This window comes from Bacillus subtilis subsp. subtilis str. 168, assembly GCF_000009045.1.
Lineage (GTDB): Bacteria > Bacillota > Bacilli > Bacillales > Bacillaceae > Bacillus > Bacillus subtilis.
Genome location: NC_000964.3, coordinates 3915318 through 3941907 on the forward strand (window position 1 = coordinate 3915318; position 26590 = coordinate 3941907).

The following is a 26590-nucleotide window of genomic DNA, read 5'->3' on the forward strand; positions in this document are numbered from 1 at the left end:
CTTATTCGGAAATCTTTCTTTCCGTCTCTTTTATTTCATCAACACTAATGTAGTAGCCGTTGTCGTATTCGAATGAACGCAGAACCATGCAGAGCAGGACTCCGATCAATCCGACTACGCCCATCCAGTACCATTCAAAGACAAGTCCAAAGCCTGCGAGACCGAAGGCAACAGACATAAAGAACGGTCTGCCTGAGTTGCTTGGCATATGGATTTTCTTGAATTTGCTTTCAGGGTATAATTCAGTTTTTTCTTCTTTCATATGCAGGAATGCATCTTGAGATTTGACTTCAGGAAGCACCGCAAAGTTGTAATGCGGCGGAATCGCAGAAGAAGTCGCCCAATCAAGCGTACGTCCCACACCCCATGAATCTCCGCTGATTTCACGAGTAGAGTAACGGAAGCTGTAGTAGATGTTATAGCAAAGGATTAAGAATCCTACACCCATCATGAAAGCTCCGACTGTTGAGATAAAGTTCAATGTTGTCCAGCCGTCATTCGGTCCGTATGTGTAAATACGGCGCGGCATGCCTTGAAGCCCCAAGAAATATTGCGGGAAGAAACAAATATTGAACCCGATCATAAAGATCCAGAAGAACCATTTTCCGATTCTTTCGTTCAGCTTGTGGCCGAACATTTTTGGATACCAGAAAATAAATCCGGCGAAACAAGCAAATACAGTACCCGCAATCAGCACATAGTGGAAGTGAGATACAAGGAAGTACGTATTATGGTATTGATAATCCGCTGCTGCCATCGCAAGCATAACCCCTGTAACCCCGCCGATAACGAAGTTAGGAATGAACGCAAGCGCCCACAGCATAGGTGTTGTAAAGCTGATTCGGCCTTTATACATTGTAAAGAGCCAGTTAAAGATTTTAACCCCGGTTGGGATTGAGATTGCCATTGTCGTAATTGAGAAGAATGAGTTAACGGACGCACTGTTCCCCATTGTGAAGAAGTGGTGAGTCCAAACTAAGAAACTCAATACAGAGATGGCGATAATAGAACCAACCATCGCTTTGTAACCAAACAATTGTTTTCTTGCAAAGCTTGAGATGATTTCTGAGAAAATACCAAACGCCGGAAGAATAACGATATATACTTCAGGATGTCCCCAAATCCAGAACAAGTTAGCCCAAAGCATCGGCATACCGCCTGCTTCCAATGTGAAAAAGTGAGCGCCGAACAAACGATCAAATGATAAAAGTGCTAATGCTACTGTAAGTACAGGGAACGCAAACACGATAATAACCATTGTGATCAGTGTTGTCCATGTGAACATCGGCATACGCATTAATGTCATGCCTTTTGTTCTCATTTTTAAGATTGTTACCATAAAGTTGATCCCTGTCATCAGGGTACCGATACCGGCAATCTGAAGTCCGAGGAGGTAGTAGTTCTCACCCGGCCCAGGGCTCATGTCGTTACTTGCAAGCGGCATATAACTCGTCCAGCCTGCGTTCGGAGAACCTCCGATAACGAAAGAAATATTGAAAAGCATCGCCCCTACAAAGAACGTCCAGAAGCTCAGGTTGTTCAAGTAAGGGAACGCAACGTCGCGGGCACCGATTTGAAGAGGCACAACAACGTTGATAAGACCGATTAAGAACGGCATCGCCATGAAGATGATCATGATTGTACCGTGAGTTGTAAAAATTTCATTATAGTGGTTTGAGTCTAAAAAACTGTTATTCGGAAGCGCTAGCTGGGCACGCATCATCAGACCGTCGACACCGCCACGGAATAACATAATTACAGCAGATATAATATACATGATTCCGAGTTTTTTATGGTCAACAGTAGTTATCCATTCAGACCACAGCCATTTCCACTTTTTGAAGTAAGTCAGAACAAAAATAATGGCAATGGTTGAAAGCGCAATGGAAACTTGTGCGCCCAGAATTAATGGGTCACCAGTTACGAAAAATTCGTCCCATTTGAATTTCATGCAGGCTTCCTCCTTTCCTGATCAATATCATTCTTCTGTATCATCAGACTTCTTAAATTCGTTTTTCTTTACGTTTTCAAACGGATCTGTTTTAGAATGCGGTGAAACGGCTTGATAGCCAAGGCGTTTGCGCGCCTCCATCGCGTACTCAGCGTCTTGTCCGTGATCAACGTATTTCAAGTGAGTAGAAGAGAACGTTAATTCGTCCACATTTTCAGGAAGCATCAATTCATCATACTTCTCTTTTGTCAGCTTAGGAGCCTCGTTCTGAGTCTTTTTCACCCAGCTGTTAAAGTCTTTTTCTGTGACTGCATTCACATCAAACTCTTGGTCTGCAAAATGTTCACCTGTGAAGTTCGCGTTGCGGCCTTCGTAAGTACCCACTTTGTCAGCCTGTAAGTATTGATCCATCAGCATTCCTGCCATCGCATATTTTTGCCCTCCAAGCTGAGGAATCCATAGCGAAGCCATTGAATCTGCAGATGAGATTTTGAACAAGATCGGGCGGTCGACAGGAATGTTTAAGTAGTTGACCGTTTCAATATCCTGTTCAGGGTAGCTAAATACCCATTTCCAGTCTACCGAAGTAGCATAAACAACAAGAGGCTCTTTGTCTTTTGTTGCTTCAGGAGCTTTTTCTAACGAATATATCGTCTGTACTGTTGGCACAGAAAGTGCAATGACGATTAAAATTGGGATCACTGTCCAGACTACTTCTAAAAACGTGTTACCGTGAATTTCTGGGTTATAAGATCCATTATCTTTGCCTTTACGGTCGCGGTATTTTACTAAAATAATGGTAAATAGAACAAAGACGACCCCGACGATAAACAGCATAAATCCGATAGATAACAGGATTAAATCACTTTGCTGTTCAGCTACAGGTCCTTTCGGATCTAGTACTGAAGCATTGCTGCATCCCCCAAGGACGAAAACCACAGTTAACAGCGCTAATACAAGCAACGGTTTTAATGCTCTGAACAAGAAGATCACCATCCTTCCTATTGATGTAATAAATCTGAAGTGCATACTTCCTCAAAATCTTTTCTCTACTTTGTTATGCTATCAAAAACTTCACTTATTAGCTTTATTTTTTTATAAACTTCATCCCATTTTCGCTTAAATGTCATAAAATCGACAAAAATTGCTCCAACTTTATTCACATCTATCGCTTAAGATGAAAAGTTTCTAGTTATTTCCGCATATAAAGTAAAGAAAGATGATGAAGAACTAATTCTGACAAATTAAGGTTTACCACAATAAAAAACTTAGGTCAATCAAAAATTTCATTTTGTTAAACTTTCTAGATAGGAATTATTTTTTCCTCGTCTAGCATCTTTTCACACGGTTACCATTTTAACGCATCAAATATTGAAAGAAAAGGCGCAATGAAGAGCCAATATGCTCTGAATTGTCCGTATTTTTTTATGAGAGCATCCAGTTGTTTATCTTATACAAAAAAGAGGAATGATATAAGCAAATAAATAAAAAATAGGATGTGTTGCATGATGAGTTTTCTTATTTCACTTATCGTCGCTATTATTATCGGATGGCTTGGAAGCCTGTTTGTAAAAGGAGATATGCCCGGAGGAATTATCGGGTCTATGATCGCAGGTCTTATAGGCGCCTGGATCGGACACGGGCTGCTTGGAACATGGGGGCCGCACCTAGCCGGATTTGCCATTATTCCAGCGGTAATCGGCGCAGCCATTGTTGTCTTTCTAGTAAGCCTGTTAACCAGAAAAAGAGGATAAAAGCAGCAGCACCCGAAGCGTCAGCGCTTTGGGTGTTTGTTTTGCCATAAAAATCGAAAAAGCCTCAACCCTAGCGGTTGAGGCTTTTGACTGGTTTGGCGCCCAACTGATCGATGAACCTTCTGAAGGCCTGTTTTCCCTCTGCTGTCTGCTTAAATACACCGGCGTGTTCAAGGATGCGCGCGAATACATGTCCCAGCTCTTCTTTTATGACTAGATCTACGTTCTCTTTTGTTATGGTTCTTTTTTCCATCGTCCGAAGAGCCCACTCACTATGCTTTGCAGTGAGCGGATTTTGTTCTAAGGCTGTTTTCGGATCAGCAGAACATAGCGCCGCTGCCGTTTCTTTCATTTCCTCCTGTAAGCGGCCAGGCAATATCGCCAATCCCATGACCTCAATCAGGCCGATATTTTCTTTTTTAATATGGTGGACTTCTTGATGAGGATGAAATATTCCTAATGGATGCTCCTCATCCGTCCGGTTGTTCCTCAGTACGATATCGAGTTCGTACAAGTCTCCCCTGCGCCGCGCAATCGGTGTGACCGTATTATGGGGCGTATCGCCTGTATAGGCGGCAATGCCGGCTTTTTCATCGGAATACGTCTGCCACGTGCGGAAGATATGGTCAGCAGCTTCGGCGACATGACCCGGTTCGTCTCCTTGGAGCCTGAGCACAGACATCGGCCACTTCACTAAGCCCAGCGACACGCCGGGATAATCATTTAATTCATAAACGTCTTCCGCTTCTGCACGTGCCATTGGAAAATCATGCGCGCCGCCTTGGAAATGATCATGGCTTAGGATGCTGCCGCCGACAATCGGCAGATCCGCGTTTGAACCGATAAAATAATGCGGATATTGGCCAAGAAATGACAGCAGCCTTTCAAATGTTTTTTTGCTGATCTCCATCGGTTCATGTTCACCTTTTAAGACAATGCAGTGCTCCGGATAATAGACATATGGCGAGAATTGCAGGAACCATTGTTCGTCCTCAAGGATGACCGGAATGATTCTGTGATTTTGCCGGGCTGGATGATTCACGCTTCCCTCGAAGCCGACATTTTCTTTACACAGCAAACACATCGGATAATTTGTCTGTTCCTGCTCTTTTGCAGCCGCAATCGCTTTCGGGTCCTTTTCAGGCTTTGATAGGTTAATGGTCATTTCCAGCTCGCCATATTCGGTCGGCACCGTCCAATGAACATTTTTGGCGATTCTGTCAGTCCGTATATAATAGACATCCTCTGAATATTGATAGAATTCCTTTGTCGCCTGTTTTGGGCCGTATAATGCTTTTGTCTCTTCAAATTTGCGAATGACCTCGGACGGGGCAGGCACAAAACAGCCCATCAGCTTTGCGCTGAGCAGGTCACGGTACGTATCTGTATCCGCTTCCATTCGGCCGGTTTCGGCAGCCCATTTATAGATGGGAGCTAGCAAGTCCGGCAGGCTTTGTGACTGCTTGATGCTGGTGCTGGAGTTCGGCTCGGGATGTGTGATGCCCAGCGCTTCATAAAGACGGTTTCTCGTATATTCCCGATCCCAGATCGAAATCAATTTTCGTTCCAGGCCATACTCAAGCAGCTGTTCCAGATGTTCAATAATACTCATATGTCACTCCCCCTTTAGTTCTCTCGCTCCCTCTCCGATATCCGCGACATAAAAGTCCGCTCGGAGCCCTGTTTTTTCTTGATATCTGTCTCCAACCTTCTGAATAAAATCATCAACGAACTCATCTTTTACAATGCTGATGGTGCAGCCGCCAAAGCCTGCTCCCGTCATTCTTGATCCAATTACACCTTCGTGATCCCATGCCGCAAACACAAGCTCATCAAGTTCAGGGCATGTTACTTCATAGTCATCCTTCAATGAAAGGTGGGATTCCTTCATTAACTGCCCGATTTCATCTATATTGTTCTCTTTGAACATATGGGCCGTCTTAATAGCACGATGATTTTCGTATACAGCGTGCTTTGCCCGGCGTCTGTTCGTTTCATTTTGGATCAGGCTGGAATGCGCATCGAAATCAGAAGGCTTGATGTCGCCCAGTGCGGCAATATCGAGGCCTTTTTTCAGATCAAGCAATGCATCATTGCATTCTTGGCGTCTCGTATTATAGCTGGAGTCAGCCAATGTCCTTTTTTTGTTCGTGTTCGCGATGACCAGCGCGAGGCCTGAGACATTGAGTTTGCTATATTCATAGTCAAGCGTGTCACAGTTCAGCAGCATCGCATGATGTTTTTTCCCCATTCCAATTGCAAATTGGTCCATAATTCCGCAATTGACGCCGATAAAATGGTTTTCCGCATGCTGCGCCATTTTCACAAGCTCAAGCGCATCTACTTCAGGATGAAAATAACTTTGGAGCACGACCCCCATCAGCAGTTCAATAGAAGCGGAAGACGACAGTCCCGCCCCGTTTGGAATATTCCCTGAAAATACAATGTCAAAGCCATGGGGAACTGCATATCCCCTCTGTTGAAATTCATAAATCACGCCTTTTGGGTAGTTCGCCCAGTCGTCTTCTTTTTGATAGCGAATGTCGTCAAGGCTGCATTCCTTGATGCCTGCGTTTCTAAAGTTATCTGAATACATCCGGACAAGCCCGTCGTTTCTTTCTGCAACAGCAGCATATGTACCCATTGTCAGCGCGCACGGAAAGACATGCCCGCCGTTATAGTCTGTATGTTCTCCAATCAGATTCACTCTTCCAGGTGCGAAAAAAAACCGTAACCCCTCTTTTTCTCCGAATACACTTGCAAATATCCCCTTTAGCTCTTCCCGCATGTGCAATCACCTTTCTGGTTTTTATTTTTTATTCCCCTTATTTCTTCATAGAAAACGGCAGATCATATGCTGCAGTCCTCTCATACCCCTTCTTCTTTTGTTTTTTTAAAGACGAGCCATTTGCTCGCAACATAGTTGACGACAACAATGACCGCGTTGTCGAGTATTTTGGCCAAGGTTTCATTTGTATTGAACTGGCCGACAAGAATGATCATCATGCCTAAATCTATGCCGAGAGACAGGACCCGAACGCTGAAAAAAGCAGTGAGCTCTTTCAGCAGGCTCTGCAGATCATGTGTTTTTTGCTGAAACACATATAATTTATTTGTTATGTAAGCAAACAGCACGGACAAAATCCAAGCGGCAACAGTGGCGGCTTTGTAATCCACATTCATGATCTCTACCAATATATAAAAGCTGGCGATATTCACAATGGTTGTGAAAACCCCCATAATGATATACATAATTATTTCTCTATACTTCACTGATGTTCCTCGCTTTCTGAAAAACTTTTCAAAATTCTTGGCCTCTCGTGCTCTCTGTCTAAAGTAAAAAATACCGAGAGTGCGTCTAAAAAGCTGCGGAAGGTGGCTGGCTGGCCCAATACATATGATTGTTTGATGATTCCGTCGAGGACTGCACATATTATTTTAGCCGTATATTCAGGATCAATACAGGCGTCAATCAGCTTTCTCTCCTTCAGCCACTTAATATATAACACATTTTCTTCCACCCACAATTCGTACAGCCGGACATAGGCCTTGCATTTCTTTAAGACTTTATATGTCGGCATGTTCATGGCAAACGAGGTGATGTCCCACGACGGCTTATTTATGTAATAGGAATAAAGCAGTTCTGCAGCGTGTTTTGCAGCCTCGTCCAATGTCAGCGATTTCACTGACTCCCGCTCCATTTGATCAAGATACCCTATAATGATCTTTTTTTTCATCTGACGTTTTTCGAGAAGGTACAGCAGAAAATCGTCCTTGCTGACAAAATGAACATAAAATGCTCCTTTGCTGTACCCGGCGGCTCTGCTGATATCTTCTACAGAAACCGGATCATACGCTCGGTCAATCAACAAATTCACGCCAGCGTCTATAAAACTTTCAAATGTTGCTTCTCTTTTAATTTGAAATTTGTTTTTTTTCATATTTTTCTCCTGGCGGTAATGATTACCCTTATCTTACACCGGATCAATCTTTAGCGGTATTTATTTCTTTAAACGGTTATGCTATTCGGTTTCCCAGGGGTCATTTTTAATAGGCTAAATGATTTATTTTCATTTACATACTATCCAGTCAGTATTTAATTGTTTATTATTATAAATAAGGTCCATTGGTTATATTAGTCATTTTTTTAGGGAATAGGTAGGTGGTTTTTCCTTCAGTTTGTGAACACCGAGCAACTATGTGTGAAATTTGTTGTACTCGCCTCCATCATCGCGCTGGCTTGTCTTTTATTGCCCGCATGTTGCAGGAAAACATTTTATACAATTGGAGGTTACTATGAAAACTCATGTTAAAAAAGATTTGGACAAAGGTTGGCATATGTTAATTCAAGAAGCTAGATCCATTGGATTAGGCATTCATGATGTGAGGCAGTTTTTAGAATCTGAGACAGCATCAAGAAAGAAAAACCACAAAAAAACCGTCCGGCAAGACTAGTCCGAACAGGCGGATCTATTTACCTCTGGCTTTTCTATCACCTGATCTGAGTTTTCACCATATCCTCTATTCAAAAGCAAATCGCTGCGCTGAGCTTGAGGACAAACGGTGTGTCAGCTAACTACGACAGACAGCCGGTGATGCGATCACCTCTTGGCACATGCATTGTCATAAAGAGGTGATGCGAACATGATAACCGTGCTCTGGTAAACAGCAGCTTTGCTGAGAACAAGCTGCATTCGGTGAGGTTTTGAAAGCAAACTCGTTTATACACGGCCGAGCTTGAAAACCTTCGCCTGTCTTTAGACCACTGTGTTCACCTCTTCACGACTTCCTTCTTTTTTCATCCTCCAGCTATTGTACAACGCATAAATCGGACTTTCAGTACATACCTATTGGTGTACCTTTTTGCTTACGTTTAGCGAATAAAAGGAGGAAAGCCATGTACAAAGCTGATTATAAACAGATTGCTGCAACGCCGTCTTTTCAAGCTTTTTTAAAGCAGAAACGCGCTTTTATTGTTCCTTCTGCGATTTTCTTTTTTGTTTTTTATTTTTCACTCCCTGTTTTGACATCTTATTTCACCTTTTTGAATGCACCGGCCATTGGAGCTGTTTCATGGGCTTGGCTGTTCGCCATCGCCCAATTCGCTATGACCTGGATACTGAGTACTGTGTATTCCCGGAGAGCCGCCCATTTCGATAAGTATGTAAGCGCTTTAAAAGAGGATCTGAAGGGTGAACAGACATGAATATGACTGCTTTTTTATTATTTTTGGCGATTGTTGGCCTGACGCTTATTATCACGTATTTTGCCGCGAAGCGGACGAAAACGACGAGTGAGTTTTATACGGCGGGCGGCGGGCTCACCGGCGTTCAGAATGGACTGGCAATTGCCGGTGACTACATGTCTGCCGCCTCGTTTCTCGGGATTGCCGGAATGATTGCGTTATATGGATTTGATGGCTTCTTTTACAGCATCGGTTTTCTGGTGGCTTATCTCGTTGTCTTGTACATCGTGGCGGAGCCGCTTCGGAATCTTGGAAAGTACACGATGGCAGACATGATTGCCGCTCGCTTTAAAGAAAAGAAAATCCGCGGTGTCGCGGCTCTCAATACCATTGCCATCTCTACTTTTTATATGATCGCCCAGCTCGTGGGGGCGGGCGCGCTGATCAAACTGCTTCTAGGGCTGGATTATACCGCGGCTGTCCTCATCGTCGGAGTGCTGATGACCATTTATGTCGTGTTTGGCGGCATGATCGCGACAAGCTGGGTTCAAATTATTAAAGCTGTTTTGCTGATGGCCGGCACACTCGTGATTTCGATTATCGTGTTTTCGAAATTCGGCTTTAGCCTTAATACCATGTTTGAACAGATGAAAACGGCTACTCCGCTTGGCGCTGATTTTTTGAACCCCGGAAATAAATACAAGGTGCCGCTTGAGACCTTGTCGTTAAACTTGGCACTCGTGCTGGGAACCGCCGGGCTTCCGCATATATTGATCCGGTTTTATACCGTTAAGGATGCCAAGACGGCCCGTACATCCGTTGTGTCAGCGACATGGATTATCGGTGTGTTTTACATTATGACGGTATTTCTCGGCTTTGGTGCCGCGGCATTTGTCGGTTTTGACGCGATTACGGCGGCTGATCAAGCGGGAAATATGGCGGCTCCGCTTTTAGCAAAAGCGCTCGGAGGAGACTTTCTGTTCGCGTTTGTATCAGCCATCGCCTTTGCCACCATTTTGGCTGTCGTGACAGGGTTGGTGCTGTCTGCCGCCTCAGCATTTGCCCATGATATTTACAGCCAGATCATCAGAAAGGGAGAAGCAACTGAAAAAGAACAAATGAAAGCGGCCAGATGGGCTTCTGTCGCCGTGTCAGTGCTCTCGATTCTCCTTGCGATTTTTGCACAATCCTTAAATGTGGCGTTCCTTGTTGCACTCGCGTTTGCGGTAGCCGCCAGCGCAAACCTTCCGCTGATTGTGTTTACAGTCTTCTGGAAACGATTCAATGCCTCAGGCGCTTTATGGGGCAGCCTGACAGGCCTGATCAGCGCGCTTGTGCTGGTATCGATGAGCCCTAGTGTGTGGGACCCGGCCGGAGGTGCTATTTTTACCGGTGATCCGCTCATTCCGCTATCTAATCCAGGAATTATTTCCATCCCGCTCGGCTTTCTCGGCGCGTGGCTCGGAACGGTGCTGTCGTCTGATAAAACAATTGATGAAGATACGTTTGCAGAAATTCAGGTGAAGGCGCATACTGGCGTCCATATGGAACAGGAATAAAAAAAGCTCTCTTTATCGAGAGCTTTTTCCTTACTTTTTCTTCTGCTCGTCAGAAATCGCTTTTTCAAATACATCCTTGCCGGCAGCACCCGGAATTACAGTGTCACCGATAATAAAGGTTGGAACGGCTGTGATGTCAGCCTCTTCATAGGCGTGCTTCAAGGCTTGGCGCTGCACGTCCTGATATGTTCTTGTTTCCAGTGCTGATTTGAATGATGCACCGTCTAATCCCACTTCCTCGGCGAGCTTCGTCAAGATGTCAATATCGCCGATATTTTGGTCCTCCTGGAAAAATGCCTGAAAGACACGGGTGTTGTATTCATGTCCTTTATTGTATTCCTTCGCAAAATGGAAGCCTTCAAACGCGAGGTCTGTATACGGATGGGGCGAGACGTTTGGAAAATTGATCTCGACTCCTAATTTCTCCGCCATTGGCTGAATTGATGTCTGCCACATGTACTGTTTAGAAGGATCATTGACCGGATCAAGCTGAGGAGATGGGCTTGGGCGCAGTTCAAACGGCATCCACTCGACTTCAACATCCTTTCCTTTTATCGCTTCTTCAAAAGCGGCTTTTCCAACAAAACAAAATGGGCAGACGTAATCTGAATAAACTTTAATGTGTACTGTCATGATAATCTCCTTTCATACTAAATTGATTTTAAACTGTAACAATTAAAGTTACAACTGTTTTTTAATAAAGAAGCCGATTTAGGCTTCTTTCAGATTGATGACAAAATCCTAAAAAGTTTTAGGATTTTGTCATCCTTTCAGCGTGATTGAAAACCCTTGAAGTCTAGGAAAGCCGAGCATTGGAGCGGAGCGAATGCTCTAATTCGTGAGCACCAACGCACAGGCTTGACAACGAATGCGAGGGTTTGTCGACACGCTGAAAGAAGCCTGTAAAGGCTTCTTTTATGATTCCAGCAAACGCTGGGCAATATATTCTCCTTTTTTGCAGCCGCCTGGGCATGCGTATAAAGCAGAACCGATTGTTTGTGTATATTCGTTTAACGCATCCTTTGCTGAAAGAGCCTTCAGCATCGGGATAAACTGATTGTCGGGATTTTTTTGAAAACTGATAAACAGGAGACCTGCATCCATATAGCCGGTTTTCGGATCAAGTCCTTCTGTGTAAGAGAAAGCTCTTCGCAAAATTTGTTTCCCAGTAGATTTCGCTAGACTGACGTGTGAATTAGACGGAATTTGATTCAGCTTCACGGGATCTGTTTCCTTTTTCTGCCCAAAAGGCGCCCCCGAGCTTTTTCTGCGGCCGAAGGTATCCTCTTGGTCCTTGAGGGAAGAGCGGTCCCATACCTCAAGGAACATTTTGATTTTCCGAAAAGCCATATAGGTGCCGCCCGTCATCCAGTCAGGCTCACCAGACTGAATCCACACGATCGAGTTCATCAACGTGTCATCCTTCGTGCTCTGGTTGCCTGTTCCATCTTTAAACCCGAAGAGGTTGCGCGGTGTTTCACCATTTTTTCCACCGCTTAAAAAGCCTTTGTTCACAAAACGGACCTCACAAGTGCCGACCGCTTGATTTAGCAGGTTACGCAGCGCGTGAAACGCCACTTGCTCGTCGTCTGCACACACTTGAATGCAGATGTCCCCGCCTCCCTGCTTTTCATCCAGGTTGTCATTGGGCATCGCTGGAAGAGCGGCTAGGTGCTTCGGTTTTTTGCTTTTCAGTCCGAAGCGGTCCTTTCCGTCTTTTTCAAAAAAGCCAGGCCCGAATCCGAATGTGACCGTTAAGTTGGAAGGGGATAAATCAGCAGACTCACCTGTATCCTGCGGCGGCAGATACTGATTTCTCTGCTCCGCTGACATTTTCTTGCCAGACGTCAGCATCTGTGTGAGACTTGTCCAGTTTCTAAATAACGTAATGATGTCGCTTTTGTCTTTTGCTGTTACATCCAGTGCAGCAAAATAGACATACGTCTGATGGGCAGTTGTGATTCCGGCCTGATGCTTTCCGTAAAACGGAACAATCTGCTCCTCCTCTTTTTCATCCTTTTTCGATGGCTTAGCCGCAGTCTGAACAAGCGGAGCGAGACCGCCGAGACCGCTGGCACCGATCGCAACGGCTGCCCCCGCCATCGCTCCCCATTTTAAAATGTCCCGTCTGTGAATTTGTTCTGGCTTTTTCTGTTCATCGCTCATGATGTTACAAAACTCCTTTTATAGCACATTCGCAATCTTCGACATGGTTTCAGAAAGAGTCGTCAGCTTAGTGCTCAGCTCTCTGATTTGCTTTTCACTTAATTTATCATAAGACGTATAGGACTGATCATTTGTTTTGTATTTTGCCATTAAAACTTCAAATTCGCTGAACTCCGTATCCAGTTTTTCCGTCAAGTCGGAGTGATCTTTTACAAGCGCGCTTTTCACTGTTTGATAAACGGCTTCGGAGCCTTCCACATTTGCCATAAGGTCAACTAAATCAATTCGTGAGTAGCGCTCTTCTTCTCCCGTGATTTTCGAAATTCCGGCTTCGTTCAGAAGCTCCATCGCGCCTGCAACAATTTGTTCAGGTGTTAATTTCAGTGATTGAATTGAACCGTCAAGCTCTTTTACATCCTTGAGAAGCTGGTCAGCTGTTGCCTTTTCCCCGGAAATATCTTGATCCTTCCAAATGGCCTTCTCAAGCTTATGGAAGCCTGTCCATTTGTCTCCTTCTTCAACATCGTTTTCTCGTGCGTCAATTTTCGGATCAAGATCTCCGAGGCTTTCAGCGATCGGTTCGATTCGCTCGTAATAAACACGCGCTTTCGCATATAACGTTTTGGACTTTTCGATATCGCCGGATTTCACAGCACCCGTAAATGCTTCAGTCGCTTTGACAAGCTGGTCACTCTGCTCTTTGACATAGCCTTTATACTCATCCGCTGCTTTTGCCAGCTGATCGCTAGCCTTTTTGCCGCTCTTCTTCGCTTCTGTCAGGTCTTCTAAGGATGCTTTCAATGACTCGGATTCTGTCTTGATTTTTCCTGCATCCGGTTTGTCTTTTTGCGCTTCTGTGTAGATTGGCTGAAGATGCTTTTCGATTTCTGTATATTCGAATGGATAGTCGCTGCGAATATCGTTTTCAAAGGAAAGCCAGTAGCTGTTTAACTCTTTCCCCTTCTTTTCAATCTCTTTTTGGTCTCCTTTTTCCACTGAGTCATTCAGCTTAGAAATGATGGTTTCCATTTTATTTACGGATGCGGTGATTTCTTTAGTGACCCCGCTTTTTTCAGATGAAGCTTTTTCTTTGGTTGAAGATGTGTCATTGGCTCCGCAGCCTGCGCACAGCGCAAGGATGCATCCGGCTGATACAGCGATTTTTGTGAAATTCATTTTGTCAGTTCCTTTCCGTTTGTAAAATGTTTTGCCGCTTCTGAAACAAGCGCAATCAGTAAAAAGAGTAAAATCAACATTTGCGGAATCGTGCTGTACACAGACGGATAAATTCCTAGCACCGATACAGACGGCAGCCAGCTTTCTGCATCAGACGGAAGAATGCCCGCCAGTTGAAGGCTGTGAACGCCGGTTCCGAGAAATTTCACGCACATATACAGGACAACCGCCATTGATAGAAGAAAAAACGGCTTCAATGGAATGCGCATTCCGAGCTTGATCATCAGAACACCGACGATGACGAGAACGATAAGCCCTGCGGCAGTTCCGCCGATCAGTTCAGTGAGCGGGAGCTTCCCGACAAGCCCGATGAAAAAGATGACCGTTTCGAGACCTTCTCTTACAACTGCCAGAAATGCAATGAGCGCAAAGGAAAGCAGGCTTCGTTTTTTTAGTGCCTGTGACTTCTGGATATTGATTTTTTCTCTCCATTTATCCATTGAGGCGTTTCTGTGCAGCCACACCCCGACATACAAAAGCATGACAGCGGACAGTACGCCGGTAACGCCGCCAAGCAAGAAATTGTTTTCTCCGAATACACTGGAGGAGAACAGAACCGTGACACCGATGCCGGCTGCTAAGGAAACAGCCATGCCGGCGGACGCCCCGCCCCAGATCCATGTCGAGGAACGCGTAACCCGCGCTTTTTTTGTCATGGTTAATAGCGCTCCGATGACAAGGAGGGCCTCCATTCCTTCACGAACCGGGATCAGCGCCGCATCCCACCAGCTGTAGCTGCTTGAAGCGATCGGCTCGAGCAATTGAATCATTTCGTCAATTTGCTTTGATACCTTTTCAGGATGGCTGCCGATCTCCGCCTTCATCAGCGCCAGATTTTCCTCCGATGTCGTATAGGCTTCTTTCGATTGGGACACGACATCTCCCTCAACAGCGAGCCAGGATGTAACTAAATTGTCGATTGCGGATGACGCTTCATCCAATTGTTTTTTTTCTATGAACTGTTTTGTGTCTTTCAAGCTTTGTATATAGGCTGTTAAGGACGCCCTTGATTGACCTGAGGATGTCTTTTTCAGCACGACAGCCTGCTGATAGGTTTCTAAATGAGACGCAAGCTCTTCAAGCTGTGTTTTGAGCTTACGTGCGTCTTGATTGATAAAAGAAAGAGAAATCATCGCGATATTCGCGTCCATTTCACTGTGAGAAGAAAGGTTTTCTTTCTTAATAGAAGGTTCTTCTTTTTTCCACTTCGCCTTGAAGGTGTCAAACGTTTGTTGTGCCGAATCCATATCCCCGTCTTTTACGGATTTGATCATTTGCTTGTTTAATTGAATTAATGCGGCGATCGGATCATCTTCCGCATGTGCCGCAGAACCGAAAACCATCAACAAGCTGAATAGAATAAGTGCCAGCCCCCGAGCCATCATGTTCCTCCTATAATTGAAAATGATTATCATTGTATAACATAATCATAGCCAGTTCCTGTCCTTTGTCAATTAAAATTTGAAGGTCTGAAAACCTTGATGGACAGCAAAAAAGCTGTCCTTTTACAGAACAGCCCTTTGAAGGAAAATGAACGATTATCTTCCTGTTTTATACGTTTGAATTTCCTCACGAAACTTGCGTGCAGCACTCTCAGGATCCTCCGCCTGACTGATGGCGCTGATCATACTGACGCCATCGGCCCCCGCTTGGATAACAGGTGCGGCATTATCTATTGTGATTCCGCCGATGCCGACAATTGGAATGCTGATGCCTTGGCGGCGCACTGCTTCGATAAGAGATACACCCTGTACCGCTCTCGTATCTTTTTTCGTTTCAGTCGGATAGATCGGCCCAAGCCCGACATAATCCGCTCCGTCTTCTTCGGCTTGCTTCACCTCAGACATCGTATGGGCAGAAACGCCGAGAATCATATCACCTATGGCAGCTCTTACCTCTTTCGCATTTGCGTCTTCCTGGCCGATGTGGATACCATCAGCTTTCAGATTCAGAGCCAATTCCACATCATCATTGACAATGAACGGAACACCAGCTTCACGGCAAGCTGCCTGCGCTTTTTCAGCAAATTTAATCCGAGCCTCTCCTGTCAGCGCATCCCCGCCTTTTTCACGGAACTGGTACAGGGTGGCACCGCCTTTTAACGCTTTTTGTACAACTGTAACAGGATCGGCTTTCGTATTGTTTGACCCCATAATGAAGTATACAGATAATAACTCTTTCATCATTTCCCGAGAAATACGAGTCATGAGACAGTCACCCTTTCTATAGTCGCCCATTCTTGGACGTCTTGTTCAGTAACAGTTGAAAGCTTGTTCAGCAATTCAATCTGAAAGCTTCCAGGGCCTTTGTCAGCCGTCTGCTGTGCGGCAAGCTGAGCGGCGACCCCATACGAAGAAATGGCCGCAATAGCAGCAAACAATGGATTTTCTTCCACAGCGCAAAACGCACCGACGACGGAAGTCAGCAGGCAACCGGCGCCTGTCACTTTTGTCAGCAGCTTGTGGCCGTTATGAAGGGTGTATACATGTGACGTGTCGGCTATGACATCAACTTCACCAGTTATCGCAATGACCGTGTTTAGCTTTTGTGCCGCCTGCTGAGCCAGCCGGATGATGTCGCCTCCACCTTCACCCGCATCAACACCTTTGATCAGCCAATCGGTCACGCCGACGGTATGGGCAATTTCCGCCGCATTTCCTCTGATTGCAGCAAGGCGCACCTCACGAATGATGTCACGTGCCGATTCAGTGCGGAACGGTGTTGCTCCGGCACCGACAGGATCAAGAATGACGGGAACGCCATGTTCATTAGCTGATTTTCCCGCGATGATCATCGCTTCGACTGACTCCTTGCTCAGTGTTCCGATATTTAAAACGAGTGCACCCGCAATTTTCGCCATATCGGCGACCTCTTCTTTTGCGTACGCCATAACGGGCGATGCGCCGAGCGCGAGCAGGCCGTTTGCTGTGAAATTCGTTACGACATTGTTGGTTATGCTATGCACCAGTGGGCTATGCCGGCGGACAGCCGTAAGACATTTTGCTGCTGATTGTGCATCCATATTTGCATCATCCTTTACTATCTTTTTTCGGGTCCCATAAATACGATTTCGTATGTTCGAGCCAAGCTCTGGCGGCAAACGACAAGTACCTGTCCTTTCTCCAAATAATGGCGAGGTGCCAAGGGATGACCGGATCGACAAGCGGAATGACTTTCACTTTTTCCGGGTCAAGGCCGCGGCAGATCCGTTCCGGCAAAAGCCCGATCCCAAGGTTGGCGGATACCATCTCACTAATAAAATCCCATTGTGATGTTTCATAAATGATATGGGGCCGGAACCCAGCCTTGATACATTCCGTCATAATTCGGTTGTGCAGGACAAAATCCTCTCTGAAGAAAATAAAAGGCTCGTCCTTCAACTCACGCAGCTGACATTCTTTCTCATCAGCCAGCCGGTGGGAAGGGTGAACGACAAGCATTAAGGTTTCTTTTACGATTGTAAACGAATGAAAGATATCTTCGTTTGCGGGAAGGACCACAACGCCGATATCAAGAGAGCCGTCCCCGACACCTTCTTGGACTTTTATAGAACCGTCTTCGACTAGCTGAAAGGTGACATTCGGATAGTTTTCACGGAAATCGCCGAGCACTCTGGGGAAAAACCCCGATCCGATCATCGGCGGCAGTCCAATCCGTACGTGCCCTTTCTTGACTTCCATAATATCATTTAATTCTGACGTCAGGTTTTGAAATGATTTAATGATTTCCTGCGCCTGCACATACATGCTATGACCGGCATCAGTCAGTTCCACCTGCCTGCCGTTTCGGTAAAACAGTTCAATTCCGAGCTCTTCTTCTAAATTTTTGATCATTTTTGATATCGTCGGCTGAGAAACATAAAGGGATTGGGAAGCCTTCGTAAAACTTTTTAAACGGGCGACTTCCAAGAAATATGTTAAATGGCGGATATCCATGCGCTTCACCCTTTCTATAGACAAAAGGAATACTTCTTATTCTTAATATATATTTTACCTATAGAGAGACCTTATGTACAATAAGTATATAAGGGAGGCATCAATATGAAAAAACTGTTGCTAACCGTTATTCAAATCGCTCTGTTATTTATATTTGCTCGGCTGATTAATTGGGTGACAGCCCTTCTTCATATAAATATTCCCGGCAGTATAATAGGGATTGTGATTCTTTTCACATTATTGCACTTTAACATTATCAAGCTTGAATGGATCGAGCTTGGTGCAGCGTGGCTTCTCGGGGAGCTGCTTTTATTTTTTATCCCGTCTGCCGTCGGAGTGATTGAATACGGAGACATTATGTCGAAATTTGGTGTCAGCATTCTGCTTGTTGTCATCATCAGCACGTTTGTCGTGATGGTGTCTACAGGAACGCTTACACAACTCATCGCAAAGAGAAAGGAGAAAAAGCATACGTGTTCATCGGAATTGTAAGTTTGTTTTTAACGGTTTTGGTGTATTTAGGAGCAAAAAAGGTATATCAACGCTTTCCGCGTGTTTATACGTCGCCGCTATTGGTGACGCCCGCTGTATTAGTCGGTCTGCTGCTGCTGGTGAATGTCCCGTACGAGTCCTATAATCTCGGCGGCGGATTGCTGACCGATATGCTACAGCCGGCCACCGTGGCATTCGCGATCCCGTTATATAAATATTTCCCTGTTTTAAAGAAATACGCAGTGGAAATTATTTTGAATGTGGCCGTCGGTTCATGCATCGCGATTATTTCTACCGCTCTTATTGCGAAATGGCTTCACCTCGGCACCGGCTTAATTGACAGCCTCGTCCCAAGATCAGTGACAACGCCGATCGCGATGAACGTATCTGAAATGATCGGCGGTATGCCTGCCGTCACAGCCGTGTTTGTGATTTTAACCGCTTTGCTCGGCACAGTGATCGGCCCGATGGTCATCCGTTATTTCCGCATTGATAACGAAATTGCGCGGGGCGTGCTGCTTGGCACAAGCGCGCACGGAGCGGGAACGTCAAAGGCATTTGAGCTCAGCTCTGTGTCCGGCACGATTTCCAGCGTGTCGATGATCTTAGCTGCGATTATGACGCTTTGCGCGGCGCCGTTTTTGCTTTCATTTATGTAAAAAACTGTCCTCTCGAGGGCAGTTTTTTTTATGTGCTTCCCCTTATTGAAAAGCTGGCGAATTCCAATATAATGTATTTGTGGATACCAAAGGAGGCACCCTGATGCACAACTTGCAGGTGAGGCGGCATTATGCCGCGTTAAAAGGATTTTATTTGTTTGCTTTTCTCGGTACGGGCAGCATAATTCCCTTACTCAGTATGTATTTAACGAAGGAACAGCATTTAAGCGGATCACAGGTCGGCTTGATCATGTCACTGGGCCCGATTGTGATGATTTTCTTTCAGCCGTTTTGGGGCATGCTGAGCGACTATACGCAAAAAACGAAAGGCCTGCTGGCGGTTTGCACATCAATCACAGGCATCATTGGATTAGCCTATATTGCATTTGACAGTTTCCCTCTGTTTATTTTGATTGCGGCCTGTTTTGCAGCCTTTCAAAGCACGATTATTCCACTTTCGGACAGCATTTCACTAAGGTACACACAAGAAACAAACGGCAACTACGGCGGAATCCGCCTGTTTGGTTCTCTCGGCTTCGGTGTCGCGGTGTTTGCCATGGGACAGGTGACGAACCAGCTGTACCCCATTCACGTGATCTTTATCTTTGGCTGTGCCTTTCTGTGCATTGCTGCCATATTGGCTTCACAAGTGCCCGGCCAGCAGAAAACAACAAAGGTCAATATCCGCAAAGGATTCCGGGAGCTTATCAGCAACAAAACTTTCCTCATCTTTATGATCATCACCTTTACGACATTTGCTCCAAACTTAGCGAACAATACGTATTTCAGTCTTTTTCTGGACAAAAGCGGCGCGTCACTTTCCGCTATCGGCATTTTATTTTTCATCGGTGTCATTTCAGAAATTCCATTTATGAGATTCGCCCAAACATTTATAGATAAAATGGGGCTGCTCAACGTCATTATGCTGTCAGGCGGAGTCTCATTATTCAGGTGGGCGCTCTATTTCACGGCGCCTTCACTATGGATCATTTATGCGACGGTCTTTCTTCAGGGAGTGGCCATCGGTTTATTTATCCCGGCGGCGCTTCAATATGTGAAAAAGATTACCCCAAGACACGTTGAAGCGACGGCGCTGACCATGTACGCCGCCATTGGCAACGGGTTCGGCAACTGGTTCTGCACATTTGCAGGCGGGTACATTTTTGACTACGTGTCGATCTTCGCAGTCTACTTGCTTTTTGGCATTCTGAGCATAGCAGGCTTTGGCCTGACATTATATTTAATGAAGGCTGAAAAAAACAAACATACACTTCATCAGCCGGCTGTTACTTTTAAACCATAATGACTATAATGAACAAAAGAAAGGATGTGCGTTATGAACGGGCAAGAGCGAAACAGCATTTCGAAAGGGTTGCAGGTTGATATTGTATTGAAAGCAGATCAAAAAACAGGAAAACTGACGAGAGGGACAGTGAAGGATATTTTGACGAAATCAAACTTTCATCCGCATGGCATTAAAGTCCGTCTTGAAGATGGCCGCATCGGCCGCGACCAGCAGATCGTTTCTACATAAAAAAAAGCTGCCCCTGAACAGGGCAGCTTTTTCATTTATTTTTTCTGCAGAAGGACCACTTTCAGGTAGTTGCCTTCCGGAAATGCCGAAATCGTTTTGAAATCCTCCGGCAGCGTAAATTCCTCAATGATCGTGTAGCGTTCATTTGTTTCTTTAAAGGCGGCATCAATAAAGCCTTTGAACTTCTTCATGCCAAAGGCGCTGCTGTTTGTAGAGGCAACAATGACACCCTTGTCAGCAGTGATGGCGATCGTTTCCTTCAGCAGGTTTTTATAATCCTTGGCCGCGCTGAAGGTGCGTTTTTTTGTGCGCGCAAAGGAAGGCGGATCTAGAATAATCAGATCAAAGCGCAAATCCTTTTTTGCAGCATATGAAAAATAGTTAAAAACGTCCATCACTTTAATGTCGTGCGCTTCGTAATCCAGCTTGTTCACGCTGAATTGCTCGATCGTTTTGGCAAGACTTCGATTTGCCACGTCGACGCTTGTTGTTTTCTCCGCTCCGCCAAGCGCCGCCGCCACGGAGAATGCACCCGTATAAGAAAACGTATTTAAAACGGTTTTCCCTTTTGCATAGCGGTCTCTGATCGCCTTGCGCACATGTCTCTGATCCAAAAAGATGCCCGTCATGGCGCCTTCATTCAGATCCACCGCGTATTGAATGCCATTCTCTTGGATGATGATCGGGAACTCGCCCCTTCTCCCTTTCACGAAGTCATCATCTTCAACGTATTGTCCAGCCGTGTCGAAGCGTTTCTTCTCGTAAATCGCTTTATAATCAAGATCCATCTCATCCAATGCGGAAATCAGCATGTCTTTAAAGGTGTAAATTCCCTTGCTGTACCATTGAATCAGCAGGTAGCCGTCATAATAGTCGATGGTGACGCCGCCGACACCGTCACCCTCACCGTTGAACAGGCGGAAAGCTGTTGTATCTTGAGCCTCAAATAGTTTGGCGCGCGCTTGGGCCGCTTTTGTTAATTTGCTGAGAAAAAATGCTTGGTCAATCTGTTCATGTTTATTGCGGGTAAGCGTCCAGCCAACCCCTTTGTTTTGCAGGCCGTAATAGCCCCGCGCGAGAAACTCGCCGCCGCTCTCAGACACGATATCAACGAGGTCTCCTTCTTTCATGTGCCCCGCACTCCCTGCGAGAGCTTCTTTTTCAATAAGGGGATAGCCTTTTTTTATTTTGGCAGCGTGTGCTTTTTTTAGGGTGAGTAGCTTCATATATGTCGTCCTCTTTCCGTTTGCTTTCTCTTATGGTACCACAAAACGCCAAGATGTCTGCATTGACAGAAAGGAAAGGTTTTTCTACGATAGACAAAAAGAGTTACGAGGAGGAGCAGCATGGCAAAACGAATTGACCATACAGGCATCATGGTAAGAGATATTAACGCGTCCATCACATTTTATGAAGAGGTACTAGGCATGAAATTGAAGGATCGCATCACTCACACGAACGGTGTAATCGAGCTTGCTTTTCTTGGCTTTGAAGACGGCCCGGAAACAGAAATTGAACTGATTCAAGGCTACAGCAGCGAGCTTCCCGCTGAAGGAAAAGTGCACCACATTGCCCTGCTGACGGATGACATCGCGGCTGAATATACAAAAGCGGAAAAAATGAACGCAAAATTTATCGACGAGGAGATCACAACACTTCCAAACGGATACCGTTATTTCTATATCGAAGGCCCTGACGGTGAGTGGATTGAGTTCTTTCAGCGGTAAAAATAAAGAACGTACATTTTGTGATGTACGTTCTTTTTTATCTATACCAACTGATATACGTTGACTCATCGCAAATCATAGCTTCCCAGCCCATACGCTCAACCAATTCATGGATGTTTTTATCTTTGGCTAAAAAGACATTAATGAATGAGTCATATACACTCATAAACACAAAATCCATTTTCTCATCAGTTAAAACGAGCTCTGTTGCGGCTTCATCAAGAACCGTCCGCAAGTTGGCTTCAGTTATGTCCAAAACGCCGCGGTTTTCCACAATCGGTTCTGCGTAATAAAACCGATTGGATCCGTTCGCACCTAATACCTTTACCAAACTCGGAATATGAAAATTTGAAATATGATCCTCACTGGGATAATAGAGGTCTCCATTTATGTTTTCATGTAACACCTCAGCCAAATCCTCTCTCGCGAACTCGTCCCTTAAAGCGCCTATCGACGTCATTAAAGCCAGCGCCAGCTCAGCATGTGTTTGAAAGCCGCAAGAAGACATAACCTTCTTCCAGGAAACAGCCTTGCCTATTCCTCTTATTTCATTATCGTTTGGATAAATATGTTCATAATCATTTTTTCTTTTTGCATTCTCCCATCCTTCAGGCATTTGGATAAAAGGAGAAAAGATAAGAGCAGCAGATGAGTATTCAACTGGTACTTGTTGTAAGATTGGTGATTCGTCATCTAACCATATATAATCTAGCATGCGCACCTCCTTTACATATTCTAACATTCCTTTCGTTTGAAAGAGATGATCAGCCCTATGACAGGCTGATCATCTATCACATCACATTTTTATCCCCAGATTCAACCGCACTCTCTTCCCGCCATTTTTGATGATCCCATATTCTGAAAAACGGATAGTAGATAGCACAGGTGATCAGCAGATTTACCAGCTGCATAACTGCGCCCGACACCTTTCCGCCTGTCGCCAGGTAACCTGATATGAGCGGCGGCATCGTCCATGGCACCGCGATTCCGGCCGGTCTTGCCACCAGCCCGGTGCTCATGCCGATATAAGTCGCGGTAATCGTGAGGAGCGGTGCGATGATAAATGGGACAATAAGGAGGGGATTCATGACAATCGGCATGCCGAAAATGATCGGCTCGTTGATATTAAATAGCGCAGGGCCGATTCCTAATCGTCCAAGCTGCTTCATTTGTTTGCTGCGGGAGCGCACAAGCATCGTCAGGACAAGCGCCAGCGTCGCCCCGCTTCCGCCGACATTGATCCAAATTTGAAAAAACTGAGTCGTAAAAATACTCGGCAGCGCCTCGCCTGCTTGGAAGGCGAGACGGTTGGCATCCATCGCGCCGTACCAAATCGGCGCCATGATTCCGCCAATGATGGAAGCCCCGTGAATCCCGCACGACCAAAGCAGCATCTGCACAAATTCAGCGATCAGGCTTCCGCCGAGACTGCCGCCAAGGATGGAAAGCGGTGTGCCAAGCAGGTCTCCTACGACATTGTGCAGACTCTGAAAAGGTGTCATTTCAATCAGAAGACGCGCCAGCCATACGAGAAGCACAATGATAAAGCCGGGAATCAGCGCGACAAATGATTTGCTTACCGCAGGCGGCACACCGTCTGGCATTTTGAAGACGATATTTTTTTGAATAATGTACCGATAGATTTCGGTTGAAAACAAGGCGATCAGCATGGCGACAAATAAGCCCTTGCTGCCGAGCAGCGTGATCGGGATTCCGCCCCCTACCATGATGGACTCCGTTGAGCCATGCGGTGTAAACGGCACCTCAAACGGTGTTGCCAGCAGAAATGCGGCAATTGAAATCGCTCCGGCAGAAAGGGCATCGACACCATAGCTTTCTGCCAGCCGATAGGCGATCCCAAAAGCGGCAATCATCGCCATAATATCAAACGAAGCGTTAACAGGATATCCGAGCTTATCGGCCCACTCGTTCCCAAACACACTCGCCATGAAATCAGCATACCCCGGAATCGGCAAGCTCGTTAAAATCAAGAAGACAGACCCGATAATAATCAGCGGCATGGTCAGGATAATTCCGTCACGCAAAGCGCTGAGATGCCGCTGCCCGGCAATTTTCCCGGCGACAGGCATTATTTTTTCCTCCATCACCCGAGTGAATGTGCTCATCTTAAAAACCCCCTTTTCTCATTGCTTTGTGAACAACCTCCGCAATGTTTTCTTTATCTTATTTTGAAAACGCTTACAAATTCATTTGGAAAATTTCCTCTTCATGCGGAAAAAATCTGCATTTTGCTAAACAACCCTGCCCATGAAAAATTTTTTCCTTCTTACTATTAATCTCTCTTTTTTTCTCCGATATATATATCAAACATCATAGAAAAAGGAGATGAATCATGAAAAACATGTCTTGCAAACTTGTTGTATCAGTCACTCTGTTTTTCAGTTTTCTCACCATAGGCCCTCTCGCTCATGCGCAAAACAGCAGCGAGAAAGAGGTTATTGTGGTTTATAAAAACAAGGCCGGAAAGGAAACCATCCTGGACAGTGATGCTGATGTTGAACAGCAGTATAAGCATCTTCCCGCGGTAGCGGTCACAGCAGACCAGGAGACAGTAAAAGAATTAAAGCAGGATCCTGATATTTTGTATGTAGAAAACAACGTATCATTTACCGCAGCAGACAGCACGGATTTCAAAGTGCTGTCAGACGGCACTGACACCTCTGACAACTTTGAGCAATGGAACCTTGAGCCCATTCAGGTGAAACAGGCTTGGAAGGCAGGACTGACAGGAAAAAATATCAAAATTGCCGTCATTGACAGCGGGATCTCCCCCCACGATGACCTGTCGATTGCCGGCGGGTATTCAGCTGTCAGTTATACCTCTTCTTACAAAGATGATAACGGCCACGGAACACATGTCGCAGGGATTATCGGAGCCAAGCATAACGGCTACGGAATTGACGGCATCGCACCGGAAGCACAAATATACGCGGTTAAAGCGCTTGATCAGAACGGCTCGGGGGATCTTCAAAGTCTTCTCCAAGGAATTGACTGGTCGATCGCAAACAGGATGGACATCGTCAATATGAGCCTTGGCACGACGTCAGACAGCAAAATCCTTCATGACGCCGTGAACAAAGCATATGAACAAGGTGTTCTGCTTGTTGCCGCAAGCGGTAACGACGGAAACGGCAAGCCAGTGAATTATCCGGCGGCATACAGCAGTGTCGTTGCGGTTTCAGCAACAAACGAAAAGAATCAGCTTGCCTCCTTTTCAACAACTGGAGATGAAGTTGAATTTTCAGCACCGGGGACAAACATCACAAGCACTTACTTAAACCAGTATTATGCAACGGGAAGCGGAACATCCCAAGCGACACCGCACGCCGCTGCCATGTTTGCCTTGTTAAAACAGCGTGATCCTGCCGAGACAAACGTCCAGCTTCGCGAGGAAATGCGGAAAAACATCGTTGATCTTGGTACCGCAGGCCGCGATCAGCAATTTGGCTACGGCTTAATCCAGTATAAAGCACAGGCAACAGATTCAGCGTACGCGGCAGCAGAGCAAGCGGTGAAAAAAGCGGAACAAACAAAAGCACAAATCGATATCAACAAAGCGCGAGAACTCATCAGCCAGCTGCCGAACTCCGACGCCAAAACTGCCCTGCACAAAAGACTGGATAAAGTACAGTCATACAGAAATGTAAAAGATGCGAAAGACAAAGTCGCAAAGGCAGAAAAATATAAAACACAGCAAACCGTTGACACAGCACAAACTGCCATCAACAAGCTGCCAAACGGAACAGACAAAAAGAACCTTCAAAAACGCTTAGACCAAGTAAAACGATACATCGCGTCAAAGCAAGCGAAAGACAAAGTTGCGAAAGCGGAAAAAAGCAAAAAGAAAACAGATGTGGACAGCGCACAATCAGCAATTGGCAAGCTGCCTGCAAGTTCAGAAAAAACGTCCCTGCAGAAACGCCTTAACAAAGTGAAGAGCACCAATTTGAAGACGGCACAGCAATCCGTATCTGCGGCTGAAAAGAAATCAACTGATGCAAATGCGGCAAAAGCACAATCAGCCGTCAATCAGCTTCAAGCAGGCAAGGACAAAACGGCATTGCAAAAACGGTTAGACAAAGTGAAGAAAAAGGTGGCGGCGGCTGAAGCAAAAAAAGTGGAAACTGCAAAGGCAAAAGTGAAGAAAGCGGAAAAAGACAAAACAAAGAAATCAAAGACATCCGCTCAGTCTGCAGTGAATCAATTAAAAGCATCCAATGAAAAAACAAAGCTGCAAAAACGGCTGAACGCCGTCAAACCGAAAAAGTAACCAAAAACCTTTAAGATTTGCATTCCAAGTCTTAAAGGTTTTTTTCATTCTAAGAACACCACACACAACCTTTTTCCCATCCATTGTACAGGCTTTTCATA

At 45.4% G+C, this 26590-nt stretch carries 26 protein-coding genes; 10 read left to right on the forward strand and 16 right to left on the reverse strand.

Annotation, left to right across the window (positions count from 1 at the left end):
- Position 1 precedes the first annotated feature (1 nt).
- Together qoxB and qoxA are read right to left on the reverse strand one after the other, a co-directional pair.
- Entirely contained in the window at positions 2–1951 is a 1950-nt protein-coding gene (gene qoxB / locus BSU_38160) for a cytochrome aa3-600 quinol oxidase (subunit I) (protein ID NP_391695.1), read from the reverse strand.
- Between the two features lie 27 nt (positions 1952–1978).
- The gene (gene qoxA / locus BSU_38170; RefSeq protein NP_391696.2) at positions 1979–2944 is read right to left on the reverse strand and encodes a cytochrome aa3-600 quinol oxidase (subunit II); all 966 of its coding nucleotides are present in this window, start codon (positions 2942–2944) and stop codon (positions 1979–1981) included.
- 515 nt (positions 2945–3459) lie between these two features.
- Between qoxA and ywzA the strand changes: the two genes are divergently transcribed.
- A complete protein-coding gene (gene ywzA / locus BSU_38180) occupies positions 3460–3705 on the forward strand; it encodes a hypothetical protein (protein ID NP_391697.2) in 246 nt (81 codons plus the stop codon).
- A gap of 70 nt (positions 3706–3775) precedes the next feature.
- Here ywzA and galT read toward each other — a convergent pair whose 3' ends face one another.
- From galT to slrC, 4 genes are all read right to left on the reverse strand, one after another.
- Positions 3776–5317, reverse strand: a complete 1542-nt coding sequence (galT, locus tag BSU_38190) for a galactose-1-phosphate uridyltransferase (RefSeq protein ID NP_391698.2) — start codon at positions 5315–5317, stop codon at positions 3776–3778.
- Between the two features lie 3 nt (positions 5318–5320).
- Positions 5321–6493 (reverse strand): galactokinase, encoded by a 1173-nt coding sequence (galK, locus tag BSU_38200; protein ID NP_391699.1) that lies wholly within the window; start codon positions 6491–6493, stop codon positions 5321–5323.
- Between the two features lie 80 nt (positions 6494–6573).
- Positions 6574–6957, reverse strand: a complete 384-nt coding sequence (ywcD, locus tag BSU_38210; protein NP_391700.1) for a putative cell wall glycosylation protein — start codon at positions 6955–6957, stop codon at positions 6574–6576.
- 17 nt (positions 6958–6974) lie between these two features.
- A complete protein-coding gene (gene slrC / locus BSU_38220) occupies positions 6975–7646 on the reverse strand; it encodes a transcriptional regulator of slrA (biofilm formation) (RefSeq protein ID NP_391701.2) in 672 nt (223 codons plus the stop codon).
- A gap of 355 nt (positions 7647–8001) precedes the next feature.
- On the opposite strand from slrC, the gene slrA reads away from it, so the two are divergent.
- From slrA to vbfA, 3 genes are all read left to right on the forward strand, one after another.
- Positions 8002–8160 carry an anti-repressor of SlrR gene (gene slrA / locus BSU_38229; RefSeq protein YP_003097794.1) on the forward strand — a complete coding sequence of 53 codons (159 nt, stop codon included), beginning with the start codon at positions 8002–8004 and terminating at the stop codon, positions 8158–8160.
- Between the two features lie 442 nt (positions 8161–8602).
- Positions 8603–8911 carry a subunit of acetate transporter as a volatile signal for biofilm formation gene (gene vbfB, locus BSU_38230; protein ID NP_391702.1) on the forward strand — a complete coding sequence of 103 codons (309 nt, stop codon included), beginning with the start codon at positions 8603–8605 and terminating at the stop codon, positions 8909–8911.
- Positions 8908–10449 carry an acetate Na+-dependent symporter subunit involved in volatile signal for biofilm formation gene (gene vbfA, locus BSU_38240; protein NP_391703.2) on the forward strand — a complete coding sequence of 514 codons (1542 nt, stop codon included), beginning with the start codon at positions 8908–8910 and terminating at the stop codon, positions 10447–10449. Before vbfB ends, vbfA begins: the two co-directional genes overlap by 4 nt.
- Positions 10450–10479: 30 nt before the next feature.
- On the opposite strand, the gene ywbO is transcribed toward vbfA, so the two are convergent.
- From ywbO to cidR, 7 genes are all read right to left on the reverse strand, one after another.
- A complete protein-coding gene (ywbO, locus tag BSU_38250; RefSeq protein NP_391704.1) occupies positions 10480–11082 on the reverse strand; it encodes a putative sulfur oxido-reductase in 603 nt (200 codons plus the stop codon).
- A 282-nt stretch (positions 11083–11364) separates the two neighbouring features.
- A complete protein-coding gene (efeB, locus tag BSU_38260) occupies positions 11365–12615 on the reverse strand; it encodes a peroxidase converting ferric iron into ferrous iron (RefSeq protein NP_391705.1) in 1251 nt (416 codons plus the stop codon).
- 18 nt (positions 12616–12633) lie between these two features.
- Positions 12634–13791: a lipoprotein binding ferrous or ferric iron for transport gene (efeM, locus tag BSU_38270; protein NP_391706.1), complete on the reverse strand. Its 1158-nt coding sequence runs from the start codon at positions 13789–13791 to the stop codon at positions 12634–12636.
- Positions 13788–15233 (reverse strand): ferrous ion permease, encoded by a 1446-nt coding sequence (efeU, locus tag BSU_38280; protein ID NP_391707.2) that lies wholly within the window; start codon positions 15231–15233, stop codon positions 13788–13790. The genes efeM and efeU overlap by 4 nt, the downstream gene beginning before the upstream one ends.
- A 156-nt stretch (positions 15234–15389) precedes the next feature.
- Positions 15390–16058 (reverse strand): thiamine-phosphate pyrophosphorylase (thiamine phosphate synthase), encoded by a 669-nt coding sequence (gene thiE, locus BSU_38290; protein ID NP_391708.1) that lies wholly within the window; start codon positions 16056–16058, stop codon positions 15390–15392.
- Positions 16055–16873 carry a 5-(2-hydroxyethyl)-4-methylthiazole kinase gene (thiM, locus tag BSU_38300; protein NP_391709.1) on the reverse strand — a complete coding sequence of 273 codons (819 nt, stop codon included), beginning with the start codon at positions 16871–16873 and terminating at the stop codon, positions 16055–16057. Before thiM ends, thiE begins: the two co-directional genes overlap by 4 nt.
- Before the next feature lie 7 nt (positions 16874–16880).
- The gene (gene cidR, locus BSU_38310) at positions 16881–17786 is read right to left on the reverse strand and encodes a transcriptional regulator (LysR family, cidAB expression) (RefSeq protein ID NP_391710.1); all 906 of its coding nucleotides are present in this window, start codon (positions 17784–17786) and stop codon (positions 16881–16883) included.
- Positions 17787–17891: 105 nt separating this feature from the next.
- On the opposite strand from cidR, the gene cidA reads away from it, so the two are divergent.
- From cidA to ywbE, 4 genes are all read left to right on the forward strand, one after another.
- Positions 17892–18278 carry a metabolic regulator of murein hydrolases gene (cidA, locus tag BSU_38320; RefSeq protein NP_391711.1) on the forward strand — a complete coding sequence of 129 codons (387 nt, stop codon included), beginning with the start codon at positions 17892–17894 and terminating at the stop codon, positions 18276–18278.
- Entirely contained in the window at positions 18260–18937 is a 678-nt protein-coding gene (gene cidB, locus BSU_38330) for a metabolic regulator controlling activity of murein hydrolases (protein NP_391712.2), read from the forward strand. The genes cidA and cidB overlap by 19 nt, the downstream gene beginning before the upstream one ends.
- Positions 18938–19040: 103 nt before the next feature.
- Positions 19041–20240, forward strand: coding sequence for a putative sugar permease (ywbF, locus tag BSU_38340; protein NP_391713.1), 1200 nt, complete (start codon positions 19041–19043; stop codon positions 20238–20240).
- A gap of 33 nt (positions 20241–20273) precedes the next feature.
- Positions 20274–20471 (forward strand): hypothetical protein, encoded by a 198-nt coding sequence (gene ywbE, locus BSU_38350; RefSeq protein NP_391714.1) that lies wholly within the window; start codon positions 20274–20276, stop codon positions 20469–20471.
- A 35-nt stretch (positions 20472–20506) separates the two neighbouring features.
- Here the strand turns inward: ywbE and rlmI are convergent, their stop codons facing one another.
- Positions 20507–21697, reverse strand: a complete 1191-nt coding sequence (gene rlmI, locus BSU_38360) for a large subunit ribosomal RNA m5C1962 methyltransferase (protein ID NP_391715.1) — start codon at positions 21695–21697, stop codon at positions 20507–20509.
- A gap of 120 nt (positions 21698–21817) precedes the next feature.
- Between rlmI and glxA the strand changes: the two genes are divergently transcribed.
- Complete coding sequence (gene glxA / locus BSU_38370) at positions 21818–22198, forward strand: glyoxalase I; hemithioacetal-bacillithiol lactoyl-bacillithiol formation (RefSeq protein NP_391716.1); 381 nt, start codon at positions 21818–21820, stop codon at positions 22196–22198.
- A 37-nt stretch (positions 22199–22235) separates the two neighbouring features.
- On the opposite strand, the gene ywbB is transcribed toward glxA, so the two are convergent.
- Both ywbB and ywbA read right to left on the reverse strand, forming a co-directional pair.
- Positions 22236–22913: a hypothetical protein gene (gene ywbB, locus BSU_38380; RefSeq protein NP_391717.1), complete on the reverse strand. Its 678-nt coding sequence runs from the start codon at positions 22911–22913 to the stop codon at positions 22236–22238.
- 76 nt (positions 22914–22989) lie between these two features.
- Positions 22990–24324: a putative cellobiose phosphotransferase system enzyme IIC permease component gene (gene ywbA / locus BSU_38390; RefSeq protein NP_391718.1), complete on the reverse strand. Its 1335-nt coding sequence runs from the start codon at positions 24322–24324 to the stop codon at positions 22990–22992.
- 227 nt (positions 24325–24551) lie between these two features.
- Between ywbA and epr the strand changes: the two genes are divergently transcribed.
- Positions 24552–26489, forward strand: a complete 1938-nt coding sequence (gene epr / locus BSU_38400) for an extracellular serine protease (protein ID NP_391719.1) — start codon at positions 24552–24554, stop codon at positions 26487–26489.
- Positions 26490–26590 lie beyond the last annotated feature (101 nt).